This is a genomic window from Sphingobacterium sp. BIGb0165 (assembly GCF_024810095.1).
Classification (GTDB): Bacteria; Bacteroidota; Bacteroidia; order Sphingobacteriales; family Sphingobacteriaceae; genus Sphingobacterium; species Sphingobacterium detergens.
Genome location: NZ_JANUEB010000005.1, coordinates 317,523 through 338,735, shown reverse-complemented (window position 1 = coordinate 338,735; position 21,213 = coordinate 317,523). Strand labels below are relative to the sequence as shown.

General features: G+C 39.9%; 14 protein-coding genes. 3 read left to right on the top strand and 11 right to left on the bottom strand.

Features of this window, described 5'->3' with window-relative positions:
• Positions 1 to 243: 243 nt before the first annotated feature.
• From M2408_RS13360 to M2408_RS13330, 7 genes are all read right to left on the bottom strand, one after another.
• Positions 244 to 1,374: a cytochrome-c peroxidase gene (locus M2408_RS13360; protein WP_259182567.1), complete on the bottom strand. Its 1,131-nt coding sequence runs from the start codon at positions 1,372 to 1,374 to the stop codon at positions 244 to 246.
• 66 nt (positions 1,375 to 1,440) lie between these two features.
• Entirely contained in the window at positions 1,441 to 2,997 is a 1,557-nt protein-coding gene (locus M2408_RS13355; protein ID WP_259182565.1) for a DUF6850 family outer membrane beta-barrel protein, read from the bottom strand.
• A 142-nt stretch (positions 2,998 to 3,139) separates the two neighbouring features.
• Positions 3,140 to 4,456: a DUF4876 domain-containing protein gene (locus tag M2408_RS13350; protein WP_259182562.1), complete on the bottom strand. Its 1,317-nt coding sequence runs from the start codon at positions 4,454 to 4,456 to the stop codon at positions 3,140 to 3,142.
• Between the two features lie 18 nt (positions 4,457 to 4,474).
• A complete protein-coding gene (locus M2408_RS13345; protein ID WP_259182560.1) occupies positions 4,475 to 7,240 on the bottom strand; it encodes a TonB-dependent receptor domain-containing protein in 2,766 nt (921 codons plus the stop codon).
• Positions 7,241 to 7,617: 377 nt separating this feature from the next.
• The gene (locus M2408_RS13340) at positions 7,618 to 8,796 is read right to left on the bottom strand and encodes an FN3 domain-containing metallophosphoesterase family protein (RefSeq protein ID WP_259182559.1); all 1,179 of its coding nucleotides are present in this window, start codon (positions 8,794 to 8,796) and stop codon (positions 7,618 to 7,620) included.
• Between the two features lie 68 nt (positions 8,797 to 8,864).
• Positions 8,865 to 10,616, bottom strand: a complete 1,752-nt coding sequence (locus M2408_RS13335) for a RagB/SusD family nutrient uptake outer membrane protein (protein WP_259182558.1) — start codon at positions 10,614 to 10,616, stop codon at positions 8,865 to 8,867.
• 4 nt (positions 10,617 to 10,620) lie between these two features.
• A complete protein-coding gene (locus tag M2408_RS13330) occupies positions 10,621 to 13,887 on the bottom strand; it encodes a TonB-dependent receptor (protein WP_259182555.1) in 3,267 nt (1,088 codons plus the stop codon).
• Between the two features lie 390 nt (positions 13,888 to 14,277).
• On the opposite strand from M2408_RS13330, the gene M2408_RS13325 reads away from it, so the two are divergent.
• On the top strand, positions 14,278 to 14,781 hold the full coding sequence (locus M2408_RS13325) for a TlpA disulfide reductase family protein (protein WP_259182554.1): 504 nt from the start codon (positions 14,278 to 14,280) through the stop codon (positions 14,779 to 14,781).
• A gap of 51 nt (positions 14,782 to 14,832) precedes the next feature.
• Here M2408_RS13325 and M2408_RS13320 read toward each other — a convergent pair whose 3' ends face one another.
• A complete protein-coding gene (locus M2408_RS13320; RefSeq protein ID WP_259182551.1) occupies positions 14,833 to 15,720 on the bottom strand; it encodes a radical SAM protein in 888 nt (295 codons plus the stop codon).
• 15 nt (positions 15,721 to 15,735) lie between these two features.
• Complete coding sequence (locus M2408_RS13315) at positions 15,736 to 16,149, bottom strand: GNAT family N-acetyltransferase (protein ID WP_259182548.1); 414 nt, start codon at positions 16,147 to 16,149, stop codon at positions 15,736 to 15,738.
• A gap of 298 nt (positions 16,150 to 16,447) precedes the next feature.
• On the opposite strand from M2408_RS13315, the gene M2408_RS13310 reads away from it, so the two are divergent.
• Complete coding sequence (locus tag M2408_RS13310; RefSeq protein ID WP_259182545.1) at positions 16,448 to 17,284, top strand: cold-shock protein; 837 nt, start codon at positions 16,448 to 16,450, stop codon at positions 17,282 to 17,284.
• A gap of 207 nt (positions 17,285 to 17,491) precedes the next feature.
• Positions 17,492 to 17,962, top strand: a complete 471-nt coding sequence (locus tag M2408_RS13305) for a hypothetical protein (RefSeq protein WP_259182543.1) — start codon at positions 17,492 to 17,494, stop codon at positions 17,960 to 17,962.
• A gap of 25 nt (positions 17,963 to 17,987) precedes the next feature.
• Here M2408_RS13305 and M2408_RS13300 read toward each other — a convergent pair whose 3' ends face one another.
• Together M2408_RS13300 and M2408_RS13295 are read right to left on the bottom strand one after the other, a co-directional pair.
• Positions 17,988 to 19,754, bottom strand: a complete 1,767-nt coding sequence (locus M2408_RS13300; protein ID WP_259182542.1) for an alpha-L-fucosidase — start codon at positions 19,752 to 19,754, stop codon at positions 17,988 to 17,990.
• A 33-nt stretch (positions 19,755 to 19,787) separates the two neighbouring features.
• The gene (locus M2408_RS13295; RefSeq protein WP_259182540.1) at positions 19,788 to 21,071 is read right to left on the bottom strand and encodes a Gfo/Idh/MocA family protein; all 1,284 of its coding nucleotides are present in this window, start codon (positions 21,069 to 21,071) and stop codon (positions 19,788 to 19,790) included.
• Between the last annotated feature and the right edge of the window lie 142 nt (positions 21,072 to 21,213).

Sequence of the window (21,213 nt, the reverse complement as noted above, 5' to 3'; positions counted from 1 at the left end):
TAATCTTTTAAAGATGAGCTATGCTAAACACAGCTCCAAAATATACTTCAACAAGTACAACGAACAACTTCGACTGTGCCTCAAAAAGGCTCCAGTCCTAGCGGAATAAACTCACGCCATTCTGTCTTTTGACAGCACAAAGGTACGAAAAATAAATTAAACGCCTTTTTAACCACATATACAACTCACTGTAAGTATGTTACAAAAAACACCAAACAAAGTAAAAATAGGCATTTGTAGACACTACCGCGGCAAGCTTTCAGGACGTCGCATCCGATAGGAAGTTGCTGTGATGGCATGTAAAAATGCTTCGATATCTTTTATTTCCTCTTTACTAAGGTTCAAAGGTTGCATTAAAGGATCTGTAACTGGATAAAGTGGATCTTTGGCCTTCTGTTCTGGCTTCGCAGAGTTCATTTGCATCCCACTGTTATACATGTTCAGCAATCCTGTCATATTCCAGAATAATCCATTGTGCATCCATGGATCGGTATTCATCACGTCCCGCAGCGAAGGGGTCCTAAAACGCCCTACGTCAGCTGGATCTTTGGTAATTTCATACCGGCCCAAGTCTTGATATTTACGTTTGTAATAAGTCAGTCCGATGTTATGATAAGTGTCGTCCGTTAAAAACTGACCATTGTGACAATTCATACATCTCGCTTTTGTACGGAAGAGATGTAGTCCACGTACCTCTTGCTCCGACAACACCTTATAATTACCATCCAAAAACTCATCAAAGCGACTACGTCTACTTGTTAAAGTCCGTTGAAAAGCACCTAAAGCCTTTAAAACCTCTGGCATGGAATAATCTTCCTCCCCAAAGGCTGCTAGAAACAGCTTGTTATAGGCCGGGATAGCTTTCAATTTTGGAATCAATTTGGTCAGATCCATGTCCATTTCATGATGTGCTTCAATGGGACTTAACGCCTGCTCTTCCAGCGACTTGGATCTTCCATCCCAGAACAATTCTTTCCGCGCATACACATTCAGTAGTGATGGTGTATTACGTGTCCCCTCCAAATGATCATTGCCAACCGGAACCGTCAATTTATCAGCCCATGATGTCTGGGGATTGTGACAGCTGCTACAGGAGATCTGATTGCTGCCAGACAGTATCGGATCAAAAAAAAGATATTTTCCCAACTTGACATCCGGCTTTTCCATCAAAGAAAAATAACTTGTATCAACCTTGGGCAGTGACGTAAATTCCTTCCAGCTGACTCCAGCATCAATCGTCGGTTTAGGCCACTCGCTTATCGGTCTTCGATAAAGCAACTGCAGTTCTTCATACAATGCTTTTTGTTGATCTTTCATAGATAGTAAACCAACAATTCCAATGATACTGACCAATACTGCAAAATGTTTTTTCATGATTAATACAACCTTAAATATGCTTAAAAAATGCCTGCTGTTCCTACACTGGGGTATATGATCTCATCAGAAAATATACGAAACACCCAATTTACCTAAAAATCTATCTTTACCCGGCACAGCAGACAGGTCATAATTCAATGACATCAAATCGCCCCGATGCTGATAATCTAGCTGAAACTGTACACTCCAGTCCGTTTTACCCCGATGAGTCACCCATACCCATGATGTTGTCCAGGTACTACTTGAGACAGTCTCATAAACGTAATCCTGATAAAGAATCTGCTTCGCAAAATTACCTGTATTCAAATCCGACACAATTAAATCATTCGCGGGAGACCATTGCCTGAGATAATAAACAGAGCCCAATAGATCAGATCGCTCACTTACTCGAACTCTGCGGTTTAGACCAATCCCTGCTTTGATCTGATCTACATCCATTGCATTACCAGTCACTCCATCTTTTTTTCTAAGATTTCGCACAGCTATACTCCCTTCGGTATGAAACTGACGAAAACCAAACAGGCCCTTGATTTGCATCTGATTTTGCTGATAGGTATAATTGTTGGATAAATAGGAATAATTAAAATCTTTCCCTTCCTCAATCTGCCCAGTTAATGCCAGTTTCAATGATTTTTGGTTCTGCATCTGACGACTCCATAAAAAATCTATTGAGCTAATATCCTTTGTATAATCATTTAACAATAAATAAGTCTGTTTAGAATTATCATTTCTTCTAAAAGACTGCTTTTCATTTATATAGCGTCCATTTAGGTAGATCTTATCCGCTCCATTGGGTTTTAACAGCAGATGTCCCCCAATTCCGGCCCGACTGATGATATCATTGTAATTTATCTCGCTTATCCTTTCGCGCGCATTTCCAAAACCGTTCATTATCCAATTAACATACAATGGATCTTCGGTGTTTTTGGTATATTTTTCATTTTTATAGCCTACATTTACCCGTTCAGAACCGTAGCCCCAAATACCCGAAAGATGATAAGAAATTTTTGAAAGATTGTGTCCTACACTCAATTCAAACTGTAAATTCATATCTTTAACATCACCCCTTGGATCATTATTGGAGTAATGAGAACCTAATCTATAATCAATCCCTAAGGAAATGGGTAGGCGATTATTTAGGAATGCATGTTGAATTCCAGCATCTAGTTTATATGTTTCCCGATTGTATTTATTTTTTTTTAGGGAGCCAAAATAAACTGGAGCGTCTTCATTCCATCTAGATTGATGACGCATGGCAGTGCTATCCTCCGAACTGCGGTCATAGGAAAATCGTCCCCAGAAATTAGTCTTTTGCCATTGTGTTTTCCCCTCTGTGTAAATGTGGGTCTGTTTTAGTCCATTGGCGCCCTGAGCAGGCTGAAAACTTCCTTTAGCAATCGTCTGTTGAATCCCCAGTATAGAAGACTTATTCTTCATTTCCTCTGAAATCCACACCCTATTTCGAACAGCCATATCATGAGACATAATAGATGAAGGTTGGTACCAGTAAGATGTCGCTGTCAATGAATCTACCGTTGCACTGGATTTTATCTGTCCTTGCACAGCAATAGAGCTTAGGAAAAATACGGTAGTGGAAGCAATATATTTAATACTTTTCATCTATTTAATTGTTTTATTGATGACCTGCTCAAGGTATAAATGAGCGTTCAGATCGAAAATCATCTGGAACGGGTCAACAGCTATTATTTCAAATTCCATCTGCTTGACAGTAAGCAGATGGAATAGAATTGCATTACGCATTTTAATCCACAAATCCGAATGGGTTTGCTTTTATGACAACGAAATCCGCTGTAGAATTATTCGTATCCTTCAATTTTCGGACACCATTCGTGGTTTTGTCAGTTTTGCGCATCGCGGATTGTGATGAGTAGCCGCCGAGTGTTACGAATGTAAAGCCCGCATCTAAAGCTGGTGGTAGTTTTTTAGGGATTCTATCATCTGTCGTATTGGGTTGCACATCTACGGCATCCATAATCCAATTAACAGGCAACTGTCTGTATTTTTTTGCTGTAGAACTTGGTGGATTTATGGACGGTTCAGGGTAGCTAGGAAGGTTCGCTACTACGGCGCGATCAGCATGTTTAAATATCACGTAAGCATCTCGTCCTAAATTATCTAAAATCCAATCGTTGCCCACATAATCCAAAATTTGCACATTAGGTACCTTTGGGTTGTCAATATCAGACGCGAATGGTTTATTCCCTGGAATATCACCATAATATACTTCGAAGCTTGCGTTGCTCAGATCAACTGTCAGTTCAGGTTTTTTAATGGCCACTTCTTTTCCGTTATTTCCTATAAATGGCACCTTATGATTCAGTGCATTTTGCGCAATCACGATGCTCTTGCCAGGCTCCACTGGATAGCTTTTCCCATTTCCCGGAATCATAAACAGATCTCTTAAATAGACATAGTCTGTATTCGCGGTTTCGCCGACAGTCATCCCCATTGATTTACTCCAATCCAATTGTCCATTGGCCTGATAATGATCAGGATCATTTGTATTCCGTTGTCTTCCCCACAGACGGCCAAAATAAAGACTATCCGCATATAAAACCCGGTCCGTATTATTATAAACTTCAAAAAACTGATCTCTATAAATAGCGCCTTCTTTATTGTCTGATCCGGCATAATAGATCTGTTTTATCACAAAATTGCCCAGAAGACCAGCAATTAATTCAAGGTCTAAGCTTGAGGAGCTGGTTAGGTTTACTTTTTTTATCGCCGCATTAAATGTGACATCCTCAAAAATTGCTTCCCCAGTTGAGTTAAAATATTGGTCTTTGGGGATTGTAATGGAAGCATCTATATCGTATTCGCCGGGCATAATGGATACCAGATTGACCACACCTTGGCTCGGAGAATAGGTCATACTGGTCTTTGTTGACAGATTGGTCACTTTAACAACAACCTTGCTCAGATCTAACTTGCCATTTAGTTCCGCAGATGCGTATTTTAAATTTAATTTAATATCCAATGGTTGTACACCGGGTGTATTATCTTTTTTACAAGATATAAAAGGTAAAAATAAAAGAGGAATCAAATAACGTGTTTTCATATTGTTTAGTTTTTGAGTTTAGAATTTATAGGTAACCTGCGCGCCATAGTTCGGCGACGAATTGGGGGCTTTCACCCCAGTCGCCCCTTCTCTATAAAACCGTGGCTGATAGTCCAGGAAATTATACACATTAAAAGAGAGATAGATATTCTTGCCTATCTCCTTGGCCATATTGAGATTAAAATTCCAATACACATAATTATTATCGGCATTGACACGATCCGCATCGACTTTTCTTTTCTCATAGAGTTCGAGATGTTTTGGATTCGTTATATCAAATTGATCAATCACATGATATTCGTAGTCGCGGGTATAATATCCTACGGGTATAATATCCTCATAAGCTGTTTTGCTATAATTATACAATTCACAGTCAGCGCTCAATTCGATGATTAATCGCAGCGCCGGAAAATGTGTTGAGCTTCGGAGTTGCGCTCTGCTCAAATAACTTTTGGTAGACTTAGCCGGGAAAAAACCGATTACAATATCATCCATTGCTGTTCGTTCGGAACTAAACTGAATACTGTTTAATGTCGAAGAACTTGCATTCGCAAACGTAAATGCAGCTGTTGCCGAAAAAGTTGTCATGAGAGATGGAATGCGAGGAGTTGAATACATGACCTCAGCACCAAAGTTGGATGAACTATTCCTGTTGTCAAAATATAGATTGGACAACAGATACCGCTTTGTTCCAGTCTCCCTGATTATTGGTTTAGCGCCCGGAACCGGGGTTGCCGAATATGCGGGTAAGTCTCTCACTTCATATTCAGTAGCGGTATTGATACTACGTGCATTTTTTTTATAGAAAAGATTAGTCCGTAAATAATGACCATTTTTGTTCCAGGACAAGGAAGACTCTAAGGTCTGTCCCATACTGCTTTTCAAGTTGCTATTATCTTTTTCGTACCGTCTCAGATAAATCAAAGCCGTGCTCTCATCCTCCCTTCCATTATAAGCATTCAACAGAATAATCTCTTCAAACGTAGGTCCGGGATACAACTGAGCTAATCCAGGAGATTTAAAAGACAGACCGTAAGCCAGTCCAATCTGCGTGGATTTGGAAAGTGCATAATTGATATTTGTTCGGGGGGAAAATGAAGAATGGCCATTCATTAGGTCCCAGCGAACACCCGCTCTTATGGATAGGTCTTTATCAAATAATTTCATCCGAGCAGCATCCTCAGCATAGAAACCGAAATTTTGTAGGGCATGTAGCAACGAGAAGTCGTAATATCGATCTGATCTGCTCCCTAGGTCCTTTTTTGGCATAGAAGGATCCGCCAGACGCCCTCCACCCCGATTAATATCGTAGCTATAATTTGCTCCAAAATTTATTTTGTGTGTCATATGCCCTGTGATTGCAAAAGCATTCGCTTCGAGCCGGCCATTTAAATTTAAAGGTCTATTATCCACAGCATCCACTGCCGTGTATTGCCCCGGTGCATATTGTCCTTCCACGATACCTGTCCGGACAGAATCGGTATAGAGCACCATGGCATCATTATAATAATGTTCCCGGTAGGTATTCTGTTGACTGGAACTTATACCTACATTAAAATTGATGTTTTTGAGAAATCCATAATCCAATTTGTAACTTGTGCGGCTAGCGGCATTCCATCCCCAACCACCAAATGAAATTGCATTAGACTGCGGATCATCCGGATCTTTGTTCACCCGGTCAATCACTTTATTGTAAGATCCTGAAAAAGTTTGTTTTAACCTTTTTTCGGTCCCAAAGTAATTTGTCCAGATCAATGTCCCATTAACGCGATCATATTGCTTCAATTTATCCCTATTGTCCGCATAGGATTTAACATAACCTATATCAGCATTGACCGTTCCCAAATTCTTTCCTAGACTCATACCTTTGGATAATCCATAGGAGGTGGCATTACTACGAACCTGAAGTCGGAAAAAAGCAGGGGTTTTGCCAGCCTGCCTTTCAATAATAACTGCACCGTTGGATAAATCACCATAACGTGCCGGTGCGACCCCCGATATTACTTCCAAACGCTCAATATTTTCCACAGGGATTTGACGTAGATCTATCCCCCCAAAAACATTCTCGCCTGAATAAGATTTTGTTGTCCCCGGACGCCCTGTCAATCCATAATCTGAAGGTTTGATCGAATTGGTTGCTCCTGACATTCCAAATATACCGGGGTTACGTCCTTGCATATTCCCATTATTTCCAAGGGTAATATCATCCATAACAATTGCAACTCCAAAAGCATTATTGAGTTCATTCGGATTCCGTGCGCCAACAGTAGTTTCTTCAAAGGCCCCACGCAGTGTCAACATTTGCATATCTTGCACAGAAGGAGCTGTGTTTTTGCGGTTAGGAAGGCGGTTTAATAGGTCATTTACACTGAGAGCGGGATATCTTTCGATCATTTCGCGGTCAAATACCAAGGAGGAATTACTCAGTTCCCCTTTTTTCGCCTGTACAGCCACCTCATCGAGCGCAAGGCTCATGTCTCGCAAGACAAAATTCTCAACCTTTTTTACTGAGTCCAATAAAATTGTCCGCTCTATCCCCTTTTTCCCTAAATAAGAGACCGATAAAATAATCGATTTCCCAAACTGCTCGGTTGGAATGTTTAGACTATACTCGCCTCGATTATTGGTTATACTAGAAAGATCCAGTTGATTCAACATTACGGTGCTTCCCGATAATAGACTTTTCCTACTATCGGTAACTTTTCCCTGAATTAAAACGGATTGCCCATACACATCCATAACAAGACAAAGTGAGGCAAAAATAGTCCAATATTCTTTTTTCATAAGTACGAACAAAAACGCACCTAGAAATGCGCTTGTTTAAAATCGTTCTAAACAATTGCAAATATAGGCTATTCTAAAGCATTTATTCAAATTATTTTTAATAAATCTAAATTACATAGCGCAATATAACTCAATAAATAAATAAAAAAACGCACAAAAACGAATACTAATATTACCTCCACAACTTAATAATAGGTTATAAATGGGGGAATTTAAGGGCAGGTAAAAAACGAAAAAAACTGTTTCGATGACGGGCGCTTCGTCGACGAAAACAATCCGAGAGCAGTTAATTAGGAAAAATTACCATTAAAACCTGGGTTTCATCGGTAAAAAAAGGTCTGCCTTAGGAGTAAGAACAGACCTCGAATGCACGGCAATTAGCGTAGGGGTGTTATAGTTACTTCATCAATAAGTTTCCCCTGTTGGTCAATAATTTTAAAAGACCCTTTAGCAGCTAAATCTACTTTAAGCAAATTATTATTGGAGTTCACGATAACAGGAAAATTGACCTTCTCAGACACCTGTTTAATAATATGTCTATGCAAATGTCCACACAACATAATTTGCGCACCGGATCTATTTAGAATAGGAACAAATTTATCCAGAATCTCCTGTTCGCCATGCCAACCGCCAAATGGTGGCATATGACATATGATTATCTTATATTTTGCATCTTTATAATCCGGTTTTTCCACGGCTTCCTCCAACCATTTTGCTTGTTCTGTACGATAATTATCCATCTCCACGATGCCACTGTATTCCATATCAGAATCTGGCTTATCCTCACCACAATCCAACACGATAAAAGCAGTTTCACCGTGCTTAAATTGATAATAGAGCTTTCCTGTCGGTGTCGGGAAGTATTGCGGATAGGTAATGGCAAATGGTCCTCGGGTTTCATGGTTCCCTCTTGAGTAGAACATAGGTTTCTCACTTGCAAATCGTTTGATTGCCGTATCCATAAAACCGTCAAACATCTGTTGTTCACTCAATAAATTATCGACCATATCACCATTAAAAACAATAAAATCCTGTTTAGGGAGATCAGAGAGATCAAGTAATTTATTCAACACATCATTACGACCATGAATATCATTAACCACAGCGAAGCGGGTTACTTTAGCCGGTCCGAGCGTAGTAAATGCCAACGGTTCCTGTCGATATACATTGGTTGCTACAATTTTTCCGTATTCCACATTGACACCAACGTGTTTAGTTACCTCTTGGCTATATACTCGATAACGGTATTTTGTTCCTGGTTTTAATCCATTTAAATTCACTTGGTGAACAGTCCCGACTTTTTTAAAACCATAAGCTGCAGCATAATATTTGGATCGTTCAATATGATAAAAATGACTCGAATCATCTGGCGCCAATTCTACCCAACCTGTTGCTGGGCGATTAGTCGTCCATATAATGGACACCGAATGATCTGTCAAGCCTTGGATATAAGGTAAATGTGTCAAGCTAACTTTTTCATCCTGTTGTGCATTACAGTGCAAGGTTACAAACTGTAGTGAGAAGATCACTGCAATACATTGGAAGTACTTATACATAAGATTTAAATTAGGTTTAAAAACTAAGGTCACTCATCAGTGACGAGTGACCTAAAATACGAAAATTCTTAATTTCCCCAACCGGGGTTTTGCTTTAAGTTCTTATTTAACTGCAGTTCTTGCACTGGTATTGGATACAAATAGTCTTTATTTTCATCGAATGCTTTTTTAATCAGTGGATTGACAATTACATTTCCTTTATTCCCATTTTCTAGGGTAATTTCTGACCCGAGTTTCAGTAACTGTATTCCCGGGGCAGTAGGCTTGTCTCCCTCATAGATCCAGATATCATCTTTACCATCATTGTCCAGATCAAATTTGCCTGTACCAGGAAAGTACATTCCTTTAAACTGCCTTGTCACCAACTTCCCACTTTTCCATCGCAGAATATCATCCCACCGAAAAGACTCCATCACCAGTTCAATACGACGTTCTCGTCGTATTTCAAGTATTACGCCTTTCAGATCACCACTTACATTTTTATAATCTTCCTCCAAAAATGTATCCGGTTTTAATTTGGCATGATCTAGGTTCATGTTAGGCATACCAACCCGGTCACGAAGCAACTTGACAGACATATCTAAATCACTTTGGTTCAAGTTCCCCAGCTCTGCTTTAGCTTCTGCGTAGTTTAGCAACACTTCCGCATATCTAAATATAGGCATATCATTTTCAGACCGGTTGAAATTATCATATTTCACGTCGCCGACAAATTTAATCAATTGATAACCGGTCACAGAATTTCCAAAACTAGGTGCAACAGGTGCGGCACCACCGATTCGCCTATATCCAGGAGTACGTATAGTCTGGCTTAAACGAGGATCGCGATTTTGCACTTCCTCTTTAAAAGTCATCGTCCGATAATTTGGTTTATCCGTAAATCTGGTCCCATCGTTCATCAGATAGGAATCCACTAGGTTTTTATCCAGCCCGGGCTTTCCATAAGAAGCTGTAATCGTATAATAATTAACATTATGCCAGATCTGCAGGGCATCTGAAAATTTCCGAGCAAGGATGATTTCGCTTGAAATACTATTCACACTATTGAACAGAGCGCCATAAGAATTCATACCCGCACCATTATAAATACTATACTTCTCACTTTTTATCACCTCCAATGCGGCACCCGCGGCCTTTTCTAGTAATTCATTTGCCCCAGGCAAGTTAAATTCAGCATGGTATTTTCTAAAGGTCCCTTCAAAAAGAGCTACTCGGGATTTTAATGCCAATGCAGTCCATTTTGTTATTTGTTCCGTATTGGTCTCTTTCTTTTCAAAAGGCAGGTAGTTGATTGCATAGTCTAAATCTGCAATAATATTAGCAACTATCACTGTCCGAGGATCACGAGGTTTATTTAACTGTTCCTCATCGTATTGGTCTATTACTTTATCATACCAAGGCACATCACCAAAACGCTTTAATTTATCGAAGTAAAAATAAGCACGAAAGAATCTAGCCTCCGCAGCGTAGGGTCTTGCAGCAGCCTCCGGAACAATATTAAAACAGTTTTCCAAAAAATAATTAATGTTCCGTAGATTAGCCCAACTCCATCCGCCCCCGCTGATAGGCACCTGTCTTTTCCCAGTCAGTTCATCATCCAATGTTGTTTTAACAATATTATCAACCGACTCATTATAGACACCTTCAGCCGAAGGCAAGGCCGCATCGTAAAATGATTTTGTAAATAATGAGAGGTCTTTCTCTGTTTTAAACGAGTTTTCGGGTCTAATAGCGGACTCCGGTAAACGTTCCAGGTAATCTTTTTTACAAGCTGTCAAACCTGTACTCAACAAGATGTATATAAAAAATATTTTTTTCATGATATTAAAAAGTTAAATCTAGACCAAAAGAAAATGTTTTAGAGACAGGATAGGATCTTCCATTTGCTTCCTGTGCAGACTGTTCAGGATCTATATATTTGGAGCGAAGCTTTGTTGCAGTCCAGATATTTTCCCCCGAGATATAGATTCGTGCGTTGGCCAATTTCACACGTTTCAACCAGGCTTGGGGCACGGTGTATCCTACCGTTAAATTCTTTAGGCGTATATACGCTAAATCCTGCAAATAACGATCTGATTTTACATTTAGAGACCCGCGATCATTCAAAGCGATATAGCCCCTCAGCAATGGGAAGTAAGCATCCGTGTTCTCAGGCGTCCATACATCATTTTCAAAGTCTTTAGGTACAAAAGAGTAATATGGTCTAGAATAGGGTCCCCAGAATTTGTCCGCATTGGCGCCAGGCCACCAATGCTGCCTGCCAATCCCCTGAAAGAATGCCGACACATCAAAACCCTGCCAATTTGCTCCCAGATTAAAACCAAAATTATAACGTGCCCTGCTGTTACCTATAATCAGCTGATCTCCAGGATTCATCAGGGTATTATCGCCGGCATCAACTTTTCCATCCGGAACACCGTCTTTACCTCCAATATCAACGAACCTTAGATCTCCGGGATGTAGTTTCACCCAATCTCCCGATGCGGCCAAGCGTTGTTTATCAACATAGTCCTGGTTGACCTTCCAATTATCAATTTCTGATTGGGACTGGAAGAAGCCATCTGTCTGATACCCCCAGATATCACCAACTGTCTGACCTACATAATAATTATTCAACTGCATTTCCTTGTTATCAAAGCGTGTGATCTTTGCTTTGGAATCCGACAGGCCAATCCCAATATTATATCCAAAAGGTTTTCCATTCAATTCAAGCTGATCTCGCCAGGCAACGGCAAGTTCCCAGCCTTTATTCCTTAAGTCTCCCGCATTTGTTCTTGGCGAAGCTGCACCATATACAGCTGGCAATGTTTTGCCTGGAATTAACATATCCAATGTATTTCGGATAAAATAATCAGCAGAAACCGTCAGCTTACTTTTAAAGAATTCCAGATCTGTACCGAAATTCAATGTATTTGTTCGCTCCCATGTTAAATCGGCTGAAATTGGAGCGGGTGCCCTCAAAAACTGGGTCTTTGTGCCATTGGTTATATAGTTGGACAATCCAGCCTCCAGCAATTGGATATAACCATACTCCGTTGCTTCCTGCGCATTTCCAAGCGCGCCATAGGATACCCTAAATTTTGCTTCGTTCAAAACCGGCTTCAAGCGCTCCATAAATGCCTCTTCCGACAAACGCCAACCGCCCGAAAAAGATGGGAAGAATCCGAGACGCTGATTCGAGGGAAATTTAGAGGTTCCATCGTAGCGACCATTAACTTCCAGTAGATACTTCCCTTTATAATTATAATTCAACCTTCCGAAAAAGCCGCGCAATGCCCAAGTATTTGCATTTCCAAGCAATTGCATTTGCCCTGTTCCTAAAGCAAAATCATTCAGATCTTCTGACAATAAGTTGTTGTGTGTCCCTCCAATACGCTTATAACCAGTAGTTTCCTGGTTAAAGCCTACTGTAGCACCAATCTGATGATCCCCCAATTGCTTATTATAATTTGCAAAAAGATTCAGCGAATGCTTTGGCTTGTTGATAATGGTTTCGGTATAAGTATCGTTGCCCAAATAATTGATTACACCAGGAAAAACCGACCAGGGAGCTGTGGTTCTTCTATTCCAATTATGAATCGGATTATACGTGAAGGTATAGTTCCCCGTAACTGTTAAATCCTTTGTCAACTGAAATATAGCTTCAAACATATTGATAAATTCATATTTATCCTCCCCTCCTTTTGACTTCCCATGCAATAAGTCTGCGTATATTCCATCGCCAATGTTGTAATTATTAAGTTCGGTTCTATACGTTGCAGTACCATCTGGGTTCATTGGCACGTAAGACGGTAATGCATGTACGGTGGTCGAAATAAAGTTATTATTATTGTCGGGATTGGTAGCCCAACCTGGATAGGTATAGTTTTGATAATTAAGCTGTGTATTAGCTCCAACTTTTAACCAGGGCGTAACCTGTGCATTTATCCTTGACCTTACGTTGTAGCCATCAAATTTGTCCTGATTAATTTTCATCAGTCCACCTTTCTCGTAAAGACGTCCCGAGATATAGTAATCAATTTTTTCGGTCCCTCCAGAAAAGTTCAAAGAATGTTCCATCGACGCCTGCGTCTTACGGTACATCTCGTTCCACCAGTCTGTATTTCCGTAGTATACATATTGATCCTTTCCTTTTCTATTTTGGATCACGACAGAAGGTAAGGAAGGGTCTGTTTTTCTTTTCAATAATTCCGCATAATCCTCTTCGGTATAGCCGGTATAACTATTACCGGTAGCCCGGATAAAAGCCTCATCATTCAATCTAGCGGCATCGTATCCACTTGTCATAAAATCAGTTCTGACCGTAAGTCCAGACCAACCGAAATTATTACTATAATTGATATTCATTTTACCGGCCTTCCCTCTTTTGGTTGTCACCAACATTACGCCAAATGCCCCTCTTGCACCATAAATAGCTGCTGCGGACGCATCTTTTAGGACAGAAATTGATTCGATGTCTCTGGGATTGATGGTATTAATACTACCTGGTACCCCATCAATAAGAATAAGTGGCTGTGCATTCGCAGAATTGATCGAAGCGAAACCACGGATATTTACATTTCCTTCACCACCAGGTCTTCCATTCGTAAATGTAATGTTTAAATTAGGGATTGCTCCCTGCAAGGCTTGCGTAGCATTGGCAACAGGTCGATTTTCAAGTACCTTTGAGTCAATTTGTGTTACCGCTCCGGTCAGATTAACTTTCTTTTGTTTACCATAGCCTACAACAATAACTTCGTCAAGTGATTGATCCGTAGATACCATTTTAATCGTCAATGCCGTTGATTCGATTTTTAGTTGCTGCGTTTCAAATCCAACTATTGATATTTTCAACAGTTGTCCAATTTTCCCTTGAATAATAAAAGCACCACTGGCGTCTGTTTGGGTAGATTTTCCGGTGGATGTGTTTAATATTGAAGCTCCAGCAATCGGTTCGCCGGCAACATTTTTCACAAGACCACTGATAGATTCTTGAAATTTGGAGGGAATTTCAACATTTGGGATAGCTGTCAGAAAGAGGGGCCTGCTCTTCGCCCAGCCGCTCAAAGACATCCCGATCATTACAGGAAGTAATACGTGTTTCGTTTTCATGATTTTGGTTTTGTTTTTCTTCGGTTACAAAGAAAGGTTATTTAATATTTGTAAATTATTAATAAAGTATTACTAAACAATTAAACTACAACTGGTTAAGTCAATGTTAAGATAACGTATTTTTAACACAAAATAAGCCCTATATTTTTATTTATACAGATAAAATTTACCTAAAAACATCAATAAAAAACACAAACTACTGAAAAACAGATATATATAAATAACCATAATATTAACACAATAGCTTATTAGCCTAAAAACGAAATGTAACATATTTGACACAAAAAAGAAGCTAATACAAATAAAAAACAAATGAATACGAAATTATTAAAAAGATTAAAAGAGGTAGTTAATCTAATATTTTTATTAATTTAGAATAAACATTTAATTATGAACAGGCCTGCTTTCGTGTTCATCCTCACCTTTTGGGCAATCAGCAATAATTATAGCCAAAACATCCGGTTAAAATTTAAAGTCTATGCTTACACCTTACCAGTATATAGCTACATATTGATGAATGAAGATGTCTTCAAAATGGAGATTAAAAACAGCACCGACTACCCAATCATTGATTTTTGGGGCGCATGGCGCGACCCCTGTATAGCGCAGCGGCCTGAGCTACAGCACATCGTTAATAAGTATAAGGATAATGGAAAATTTAAATTTGTAGGTATAGCTGTTAATGACAAATTTGCAACCTGGAAGCAGTATTTGGAAAAACATGTGTATACCTATGAAAACTACATATGTGAGAACAGGGATCACCCTAACCTTCGAATTGAATTGGGCATATATTCATTTCCACGCTATGTTATCGTCAATACAAAGAAAAACAAGGTTGTCCGATCCAATTTTCAGATCGATCAACTTCGTGATATATTAAATACGTTGTAGCTATAGCTATGGGAAACACAGCAAAATGGGAAGCAAACTATGATAAAGAGATCAACACAAAAGACTATCCCGCAATCCATATTGTGAACACAACGATTTAGCTTTATCTGCAAAAGCTTGACGATAGTAGCTTGGTAATTGACCATCTGCGCCAAATAAACGCTGATACTTTTGTATTAGATTCGGATAATGCTTTTCAATAGCGCGCATGATCAGCGCCCTATTGTCCGCCGGATCATTCCCATATAAGGCAAGTGTGGCTGGAAAAATATAACTGGCGCCAATAGTCTGAAAAGTCTGAAATAGCAGTTCCAGACTCGCTCCGGTATCCGATATATAGGGCAACAGTGGCATCAGACTGACCCCACTATGGAGCCCGTGTTCACGCGCTTGCCTTAATGCTTCCAATCGTAGCGAGGGTAACGGGGCTCCGGGCTCAAAAACCCGGGCGACACGATCATCTATAGTCGAAAATGAAAAGGTAACAAAAGCCTTATGTGCTAATTTTGACTGGAGATCTTCAGGAAGTATTGCTTCTGCGTCAATCCGTTTCAACACATCAAAATCTCGGGTAACTAAGTTCGATTTCGTAATAATATGCACCGGAAAACGATAGTGTAAGATTACGTCCAATAACTGTCTGGTAAGCAATTCGGTCTGCTCCATTTGCAGATAAGGATCTGTTACAGAAGAAAGGACAATAATTCCATATTGTTTTTTACGCGCACGTAATGCCAGCTGCTTTTCCAGCAATGCGACAGCATTGCTCTTCATACTCAGCTTTTCAGCCATATTAATCCCGTACTTACTTCCCCGGATATAACAATACAAACAATTAAAAGAGCAACCACTATAGGGATTTAATGTATAATCGTCAAGAAACCAAGGATCTCTTTGTTTTGTCTTATTCAGGATGGATTTCGCAATTATACGATGCATAATAGCCTATTCATTTTAAAACTTTCTACCCATACCTCTCGATGCGGGCCACACTTCCTTAAAACCATATTGCGCATAGAGCTGGAAAGCCAGACCATCAGCTATCAAACTGACATAGCAGCTATCTGGCAGGTTCGAATTCATGTATTCATCAAGTTTCTGCATAATCAGTTTTCCAAGTCCTTTTTTCTGATGTTCGGGGAGCACACAGATATCAACGACCTGACAATGGCAAGCACCATCGCCAACGATCCTACCCATACCTACTATTTCATTATCGTTGTCCTCATCCAAAATAGCCACACAGCATAAGGAATTTTCCATTCCCAAACGCGCAGCTTCGTCCGTTTTTGGTGATAACCCGGACTGTTGTCTTAAAAATTGATAGCGTTTATAATCTATCTTCTGATATACGGCTTGATAGTGCATAGTAAAATGATGAGTTTATTCGTTATGAAATTATTCATAATAATACATTTTTCAAAACCGCATTGATTATACACTAACAAAAGACACATACTTAGTTATTGTAAAACTCGAATTCCAGTCAGGGATCAACAAACTATTTATCCGTAGATCAATCAACTGACTTGTTTTCGTTGTATCATGACAACCAGAAAATCATTTCAGAAGAGCTAATGCATTAAAAAAATCTCTTTATTCATCGGATAATCGCAAATATTTAATTTTCAATGCATAATAAATATTTTTCATTACCTTTATAGCATTGAAACAAAACTCAACACCAGCCATGTTTATCGGCGCTGTCAAATGGTTCGACAATAACAAAGGATTTGGTACCCTTGCGTTACCTTCCGGAGAAGAACTCTTTGTGCATATACGCAGGTTTAAAATCCCTCCAGAGCATATTATCCAGCCTGGTGAGGTAATAGTCGGAGACAAGAAATCGGATCCCAAGCGGAACGGTTACTTAGCCCACAACTGTAAAATCCTCAAAAGGCCTGAAGATTGGAAATTCGTTATCTCCCTTCTGGACAAGGACCATATTGTACTCATCCCCGATAACCACGGCCACGAGCAAAAGCACAACCTCACCTCATTAGCAGCAAGACAATTACTACGAACCCAGGGCAAAGACAATGTAGTTTCTATGTTGACTTCTCACTTTGATTTCCGGTTCAACTGTTCCATTTTCATGGCTTATGCCGAATTACTTGACAAAAGCATTTCGGGCACCTTCGAAAAAGAAACAGCAGCCGTACTTCTTTCTCAGGTATTTAAATACTTCGGAAACCACGTCTCACATCAGATTCTATTTCGGGTATGGAAAGAAAAAATGTTCAGATATATCGGCTATCCAGCTGATGGTGATTATGAGATTCCTGAAGAGGTGCTGAACCTGAACGCAACGGAGATCAATTATGATGATTTAGCAAGAATCAGAGACTACAGTTTTGGTAAATCCTTCTGTAACGAATTTGTAGAGGCTTTATTTGATGATTTAGAAACAATGGACAAGCAGGATATTGAGCCCCTGATCCCTTATGTTGATTTCCTTGAAAACGAAGATTCTATTGAGAAAATTAATCTGATCATGCAGTAAGATCAGCACCATTTTACTGCTCTTCTTCCTACTTGCTTATCTATTTATCAACGGATTCGACAGTAGGAGAACACCGAAAAAAAAGCAGAAGAATTAAATCAAGAATAAAACAACAACCTTTCAAATATTAAGATAAACAAGTAATTTAGTTAGCACAAAGCAATCATTAAAACAAGATAAAGCGGTAAGATTAACTAAATTAAAATAATGCAAGAATTGTTATATACATTACTATTTCGACAGCTATCCGATCATTTTTATCTAATAGATTCTTTCCGGAACGATGATAATTTTATAGCGACCTTGCTCCTGATGGGCTCACTTGTTTTTCTGGCACTCGCGGTAATAAGCATCCTTCTTGGCTTACTTTTTATCGTAACAATCATCCTACTCATTAGTGCGGGCATTATTTCAACATCTGTTATCGTCGGATTACAACAGCGCTCCATAACCAAAGGTTTCAAAACCTTATTTCTTTCCTCAGCCATATTGGGCAGTAGCATTGTTTCCGTTATATTTTGCATTTTCCTAAATGCAGTTTATGACTGGAGCAGCAATAACATGGCCATTCTAATCGGCGTTGTCCTAGGGATTATTTTGGGTACAGGCTTAGGCTTACTTGCCTTTAGAGCCATGGCCGGACTAATCCGGTTTTTGACGAATAAGTACCGAAAGTAATACCCATCTTCGCAAATCCCCCTTCCTATTCCACATATTTAAACCGAAGAGCGGTCAGACTCGCCTTATCACCATTGCCTTCGATCAACGAAACAGTTATTTTATATCGTCCGGCATTTTCAAATTTCATCCAGCCCCAAGGATACCAGTTATAGACATGGGCCGATTCTTGTTGGTTTTGAACAACCTCGCCCGCTGAATTTTCAATACGCCATACCACCCTTCCGTCGCCTGCATAATTCATATCCACCTGATAATAACCCGGTTTTTTAACAGCTATTTCATAAGAGAACTTACTTTTTTCTGTCCATTTACTGACCTGAACAACATGTTTCCATTCACCAAATTTTTCCATCCACGATTTCCCTTCTTTATTACAACCCTCCACTTCTCCAAAATCAACTGGGATAATCGTTTCCAGAACCGGATCAACCCCCAGCATTTTTTCGACCTGAGGTGTACCGCTTAACTTAATCTCGATGACAGATACCATCTTTTCGGGAGCAACTTTCGGAATGTCAATTTTAAGCCAGTCCTTTTCAAGTGTATAATTCAATTTTCCTTGATCTTTCGAACCCAGGAGTTTAATGGACTGAATCCCTGTTGTCAAGCCCGGAACATATAAGGCTCCATCAGTAGGCCAATCATAAACCAGTAAGGAAATGCGATCCCCTTGTACGGTAGCATCTCCCCAAGGCAAAGCATGCTTCCAGGGTGATGCTTGCGCGCCATAAACCGTTTCGGGATAACGTTTGATCCAAGCACCGGCATTGCGCAGAGCCAAACCTGCCTGATCTGGAATAGAACCATCCGGTTTAGGTCCTACATTCAGCATATATGTTCCCCCACGTGCGACAGTTGATAGTGTACGTTGCAATATCTCCTGGCTACTCTTCCAATTATTGTCATACCAAGCATAGCCCCAGGAATCATTAGTCACATCAACCGTTTCCCAAATACCATCCACATTCTCCCGAGGCACTTCCATGTCACCAAGAGTAGAATAATCTCCGAGCCCATGTCCTACCCTTCCTGACACATAGGCTCCCGGTTGATTCTTGTGTACCAGTTCAACAAGCTTCTGTGCGTATTTTTTATCCATTCCACCCGGCGTATCAAACCATACCAGTTCTATAGGACCATAGCCTGTTGTAATTTGCTGTACCTCAGGATAGCATTTCTCCCAAAAGTAATCGTCAAAAGATTTCTCTTTCCCCTGTGCATCAACCTTTGGTCCACCGTTTCCACCGGGATAAGTCCAATCCTGATTTTGAGAATAATAAAATCCAAAACCGATGCCGCCTTCTTTACAAGCTTGCGCCAATTCGATCATTGGATCACGTTTAAAATTCGTCGCATCGACAATATTGAATGGGTTGACTTTCGAATGAAACATCGAAAATCCGTCATGGTGTTTACTGGTAATAACGATATAACGCATTCCAGCATCTTTTGCCAGCTGCACGATCGCTTTGGCATCAAAGTGATCCGGATGAAAGGAAGATGCTGCCAACTTATATTCTACGGGTGGAATATTCGCCATGCTCTTGTTCATAAGCCATTCTCCTATTCCATAAAAGGTTTTTCCCTGCCATTTATTTGCTAATTGGGAATAGATCCCCCAATGAATAAATAGGGCATATTTCCCCTCTCGAAACAACTTTCCCCTATTTTGTGAAACAGCACCTTTCCCGCCAGCACCATCCCACATCTCTTCCATTCGTTGCGCAAGGACATCCTGCGTGCATAGCGCACTGATGACTGTCCCCAATACAATCTTTTTAAAACTCATCTATAAAAACTTTTGATACATCTGGGCACAACATTATACCTTAGGCATACTATACCCATTTTGATAACTTTTAGCCAAGTAGCGATCTGCCTCCCTATCATTGAAAGTTCGCTTATTTTTATCCCAAAACAATTTTTTCTTGCTACGATAAGCAATATTCCCCATTTGAGAGAAAATGGCAATATGGGCACCCGCTTCGATCGGCGCATGAAGTCCTTCACTGGATTTATTTCGAACTGCCGTTATAAAATTGACCATATGTTTATCGAGCCCATTATCTTTTGAAGGTTGAAAAGCAACAGCTTCCATACGTCCTTTTTCAGGAATAACCTCCCAGCCTTCACGATTGACGATCAACGTACCGTTATTACCGATAAAAGCGACACCATGTGTTTTTTGATAGGGGCCAAGATCTATTCCTGTTGCCTGTTCCCATTGGACATTGAATCCATCAAACTCATACACTGTTGTTAAACTATCCGGTGTTTCGGCTGCATCATCGGGATAAGCAAACTTTCCTCCGGCAGCCATAATGGATACCGGATCAGAAACCTTCATCCCGATCAAGGCATAATCCAACATATGGACTCCCCAATCTGTCATCAAGCCACCAGCGTAGTCCCAATACCACCTAAAATTGAAATGAAAACGATTGGGATTGAAAGCCCGTTTTGGAGCTGGTCCCAGCCACTTGTCATAATGAACACCTGCAGGAACGGCGGCATCTGCCAACACAGGAATACTCTTCATCCAACCTTGATAAGCCCAAGCTTTGACCAAACGGATTTTACCCAGTTTTCCACCATGTACAAATGCCATTGCATCTCTGAAATGCTGTTGACTACGTTGCCATTGTCCCACCTGTACCACACGTTTATATTTTTTTGCAGCGGCAACCATGACTTCACATTCCCGAATGGAGTTTCCAATAGGTTTTTCAACATATACGTCCTTGCCTGCTGCAACAGCATCTACCATCTGCAAGCAATGCCAATGGTCGGGTGTGGCTATGATAACAACGTCCACATCAGTTGCTTTAAGCAAATCTTTATAATCAATATAGGTTTTGACTGTAATATTTGGTTTTTTTAATTCCTCCACTCGGTTGCTGAGTATATTTTCATCTACGTCACAAAGTGCTGTACATTGGACACCGGGGACTTTCAATATTGCATTTAGATTGGACCAGCCCATACCGTTTACACCAATCAGTCCAACACGGATAAGTTCGGATTGAAAACCGAAAACACGTGTATTCGCAAATAATGTTGAGGCAGTAAGAATCCCTGCATTACGGATAAAATCTTTTCTTTTCATTGCTTAGTTTGGTTTATTTTGATTTTTCTCTACTATCTTTTTAGTAAAGACGATTCATGCAGCACTTTCCCTAGAAATAACTAATATAAGATTTAATCTTGAAGATTAGGCAAAATAACGACAATCCTTGTGTCATCGTTAA

What these genes read in the sequence shown, in the direction of transcription:
- M2408_RS13295 (WP_259182540.1), bottom strand. Translation starts at nt 21,071, where the DNA reads ATGAAAAGAAAAGATTTTATCCGTAATGCAGGGATTCTTACTGCCTCA.
- M2408_RS13340 (WP_259182559.1), bottom strand. Translation starts at nt 8,796, where the DNA reads ATGTATAAGTACTTCCAATGTATTGCAGTGATCTTCTCACTACAGTTT.
- M2408_RS13355 (WP_259182565.1), bottom strand. Translation starts at nt 2,997, where the DNA reads ATGAAAAGTATTAAATATATTGCTTCCACTACCGTATTTTTCCTAAGC.
- M2408_RS13350 (WP_259182562.1), bottom strand. Translation starts at nt 4,456, where the DNA reads ATGAAAACACGTTATTTGATTCCTCTTTTATTTTTACCTTTTATATCT.
- M2408_RS13315 (WP_259182548.1), bottom strand. Translation starts at nt 16,149, where the DNA reads ATGCACTATCAAGCCGTATATCAGAAGATAGATTATAAACGCTATCAA.
- M2408_RS13320 (WP_259182551.1), bottom strand. Translation starts at nt 15,720, where the DNA reads ATGCATCGTATAATTGCGAAATCCATCCTGAATAAGACAAAACAAAGA.
- M2408_RS13300 (WP_259182542.1), bottom strand. Translation starts at nt 19,754, where the DNA reads ATGAGTTTTAAAAAGATTGTATTGGGGACAGTCATCAGTGCGCTATGC.
- M2408_RS13325 (WP_259182554.1), top strand. Translation starts at nt 14,278, where the DNA reads ATGAACAGGCCTGCTTTCGTGTTCATCCTCACCTTTTGGGCAATCAGC.
- M2408_RS13345 (WP_259182560.1), bottom strand. Translation starts at nt 7,240, where the DNA reads ATGAAAAAAGAATATTGGACTATTTTTGCCTCACTTTGTCTTGTTATG.
- M2408_RS13360 (WP_259182567.1), bottom strand. Translation starts at nt 1,374, where the DNA reads ATGAAAAAACATTTTGCAGTATTGGTCAGTATCATTGGAATTGTTGGT.
- M2408_RS13335 (WP_259182558.1), bottom strand. Translation starts at nt 10,616, where the DNA reads ATGAAAAAAATATTTTTTATATACATCTTGTTGAGTACAGGTTTGACA.
- M2408_RS13330 (WP_259182555.1), bottom strand. Translation starts at nt 13,887, where the DNA reads ATGAAAACGAAACACGTATTACTTCCTGTAATGATCGGGATGTCTTTG.
- M2408_RS13305 (WP_259182543.1), top strand. Translation starts at nt 17,492, where the DNA reads ATGCAAGAATTGTTATATACATTACTATTTCGACAGCTATCCGATCAT.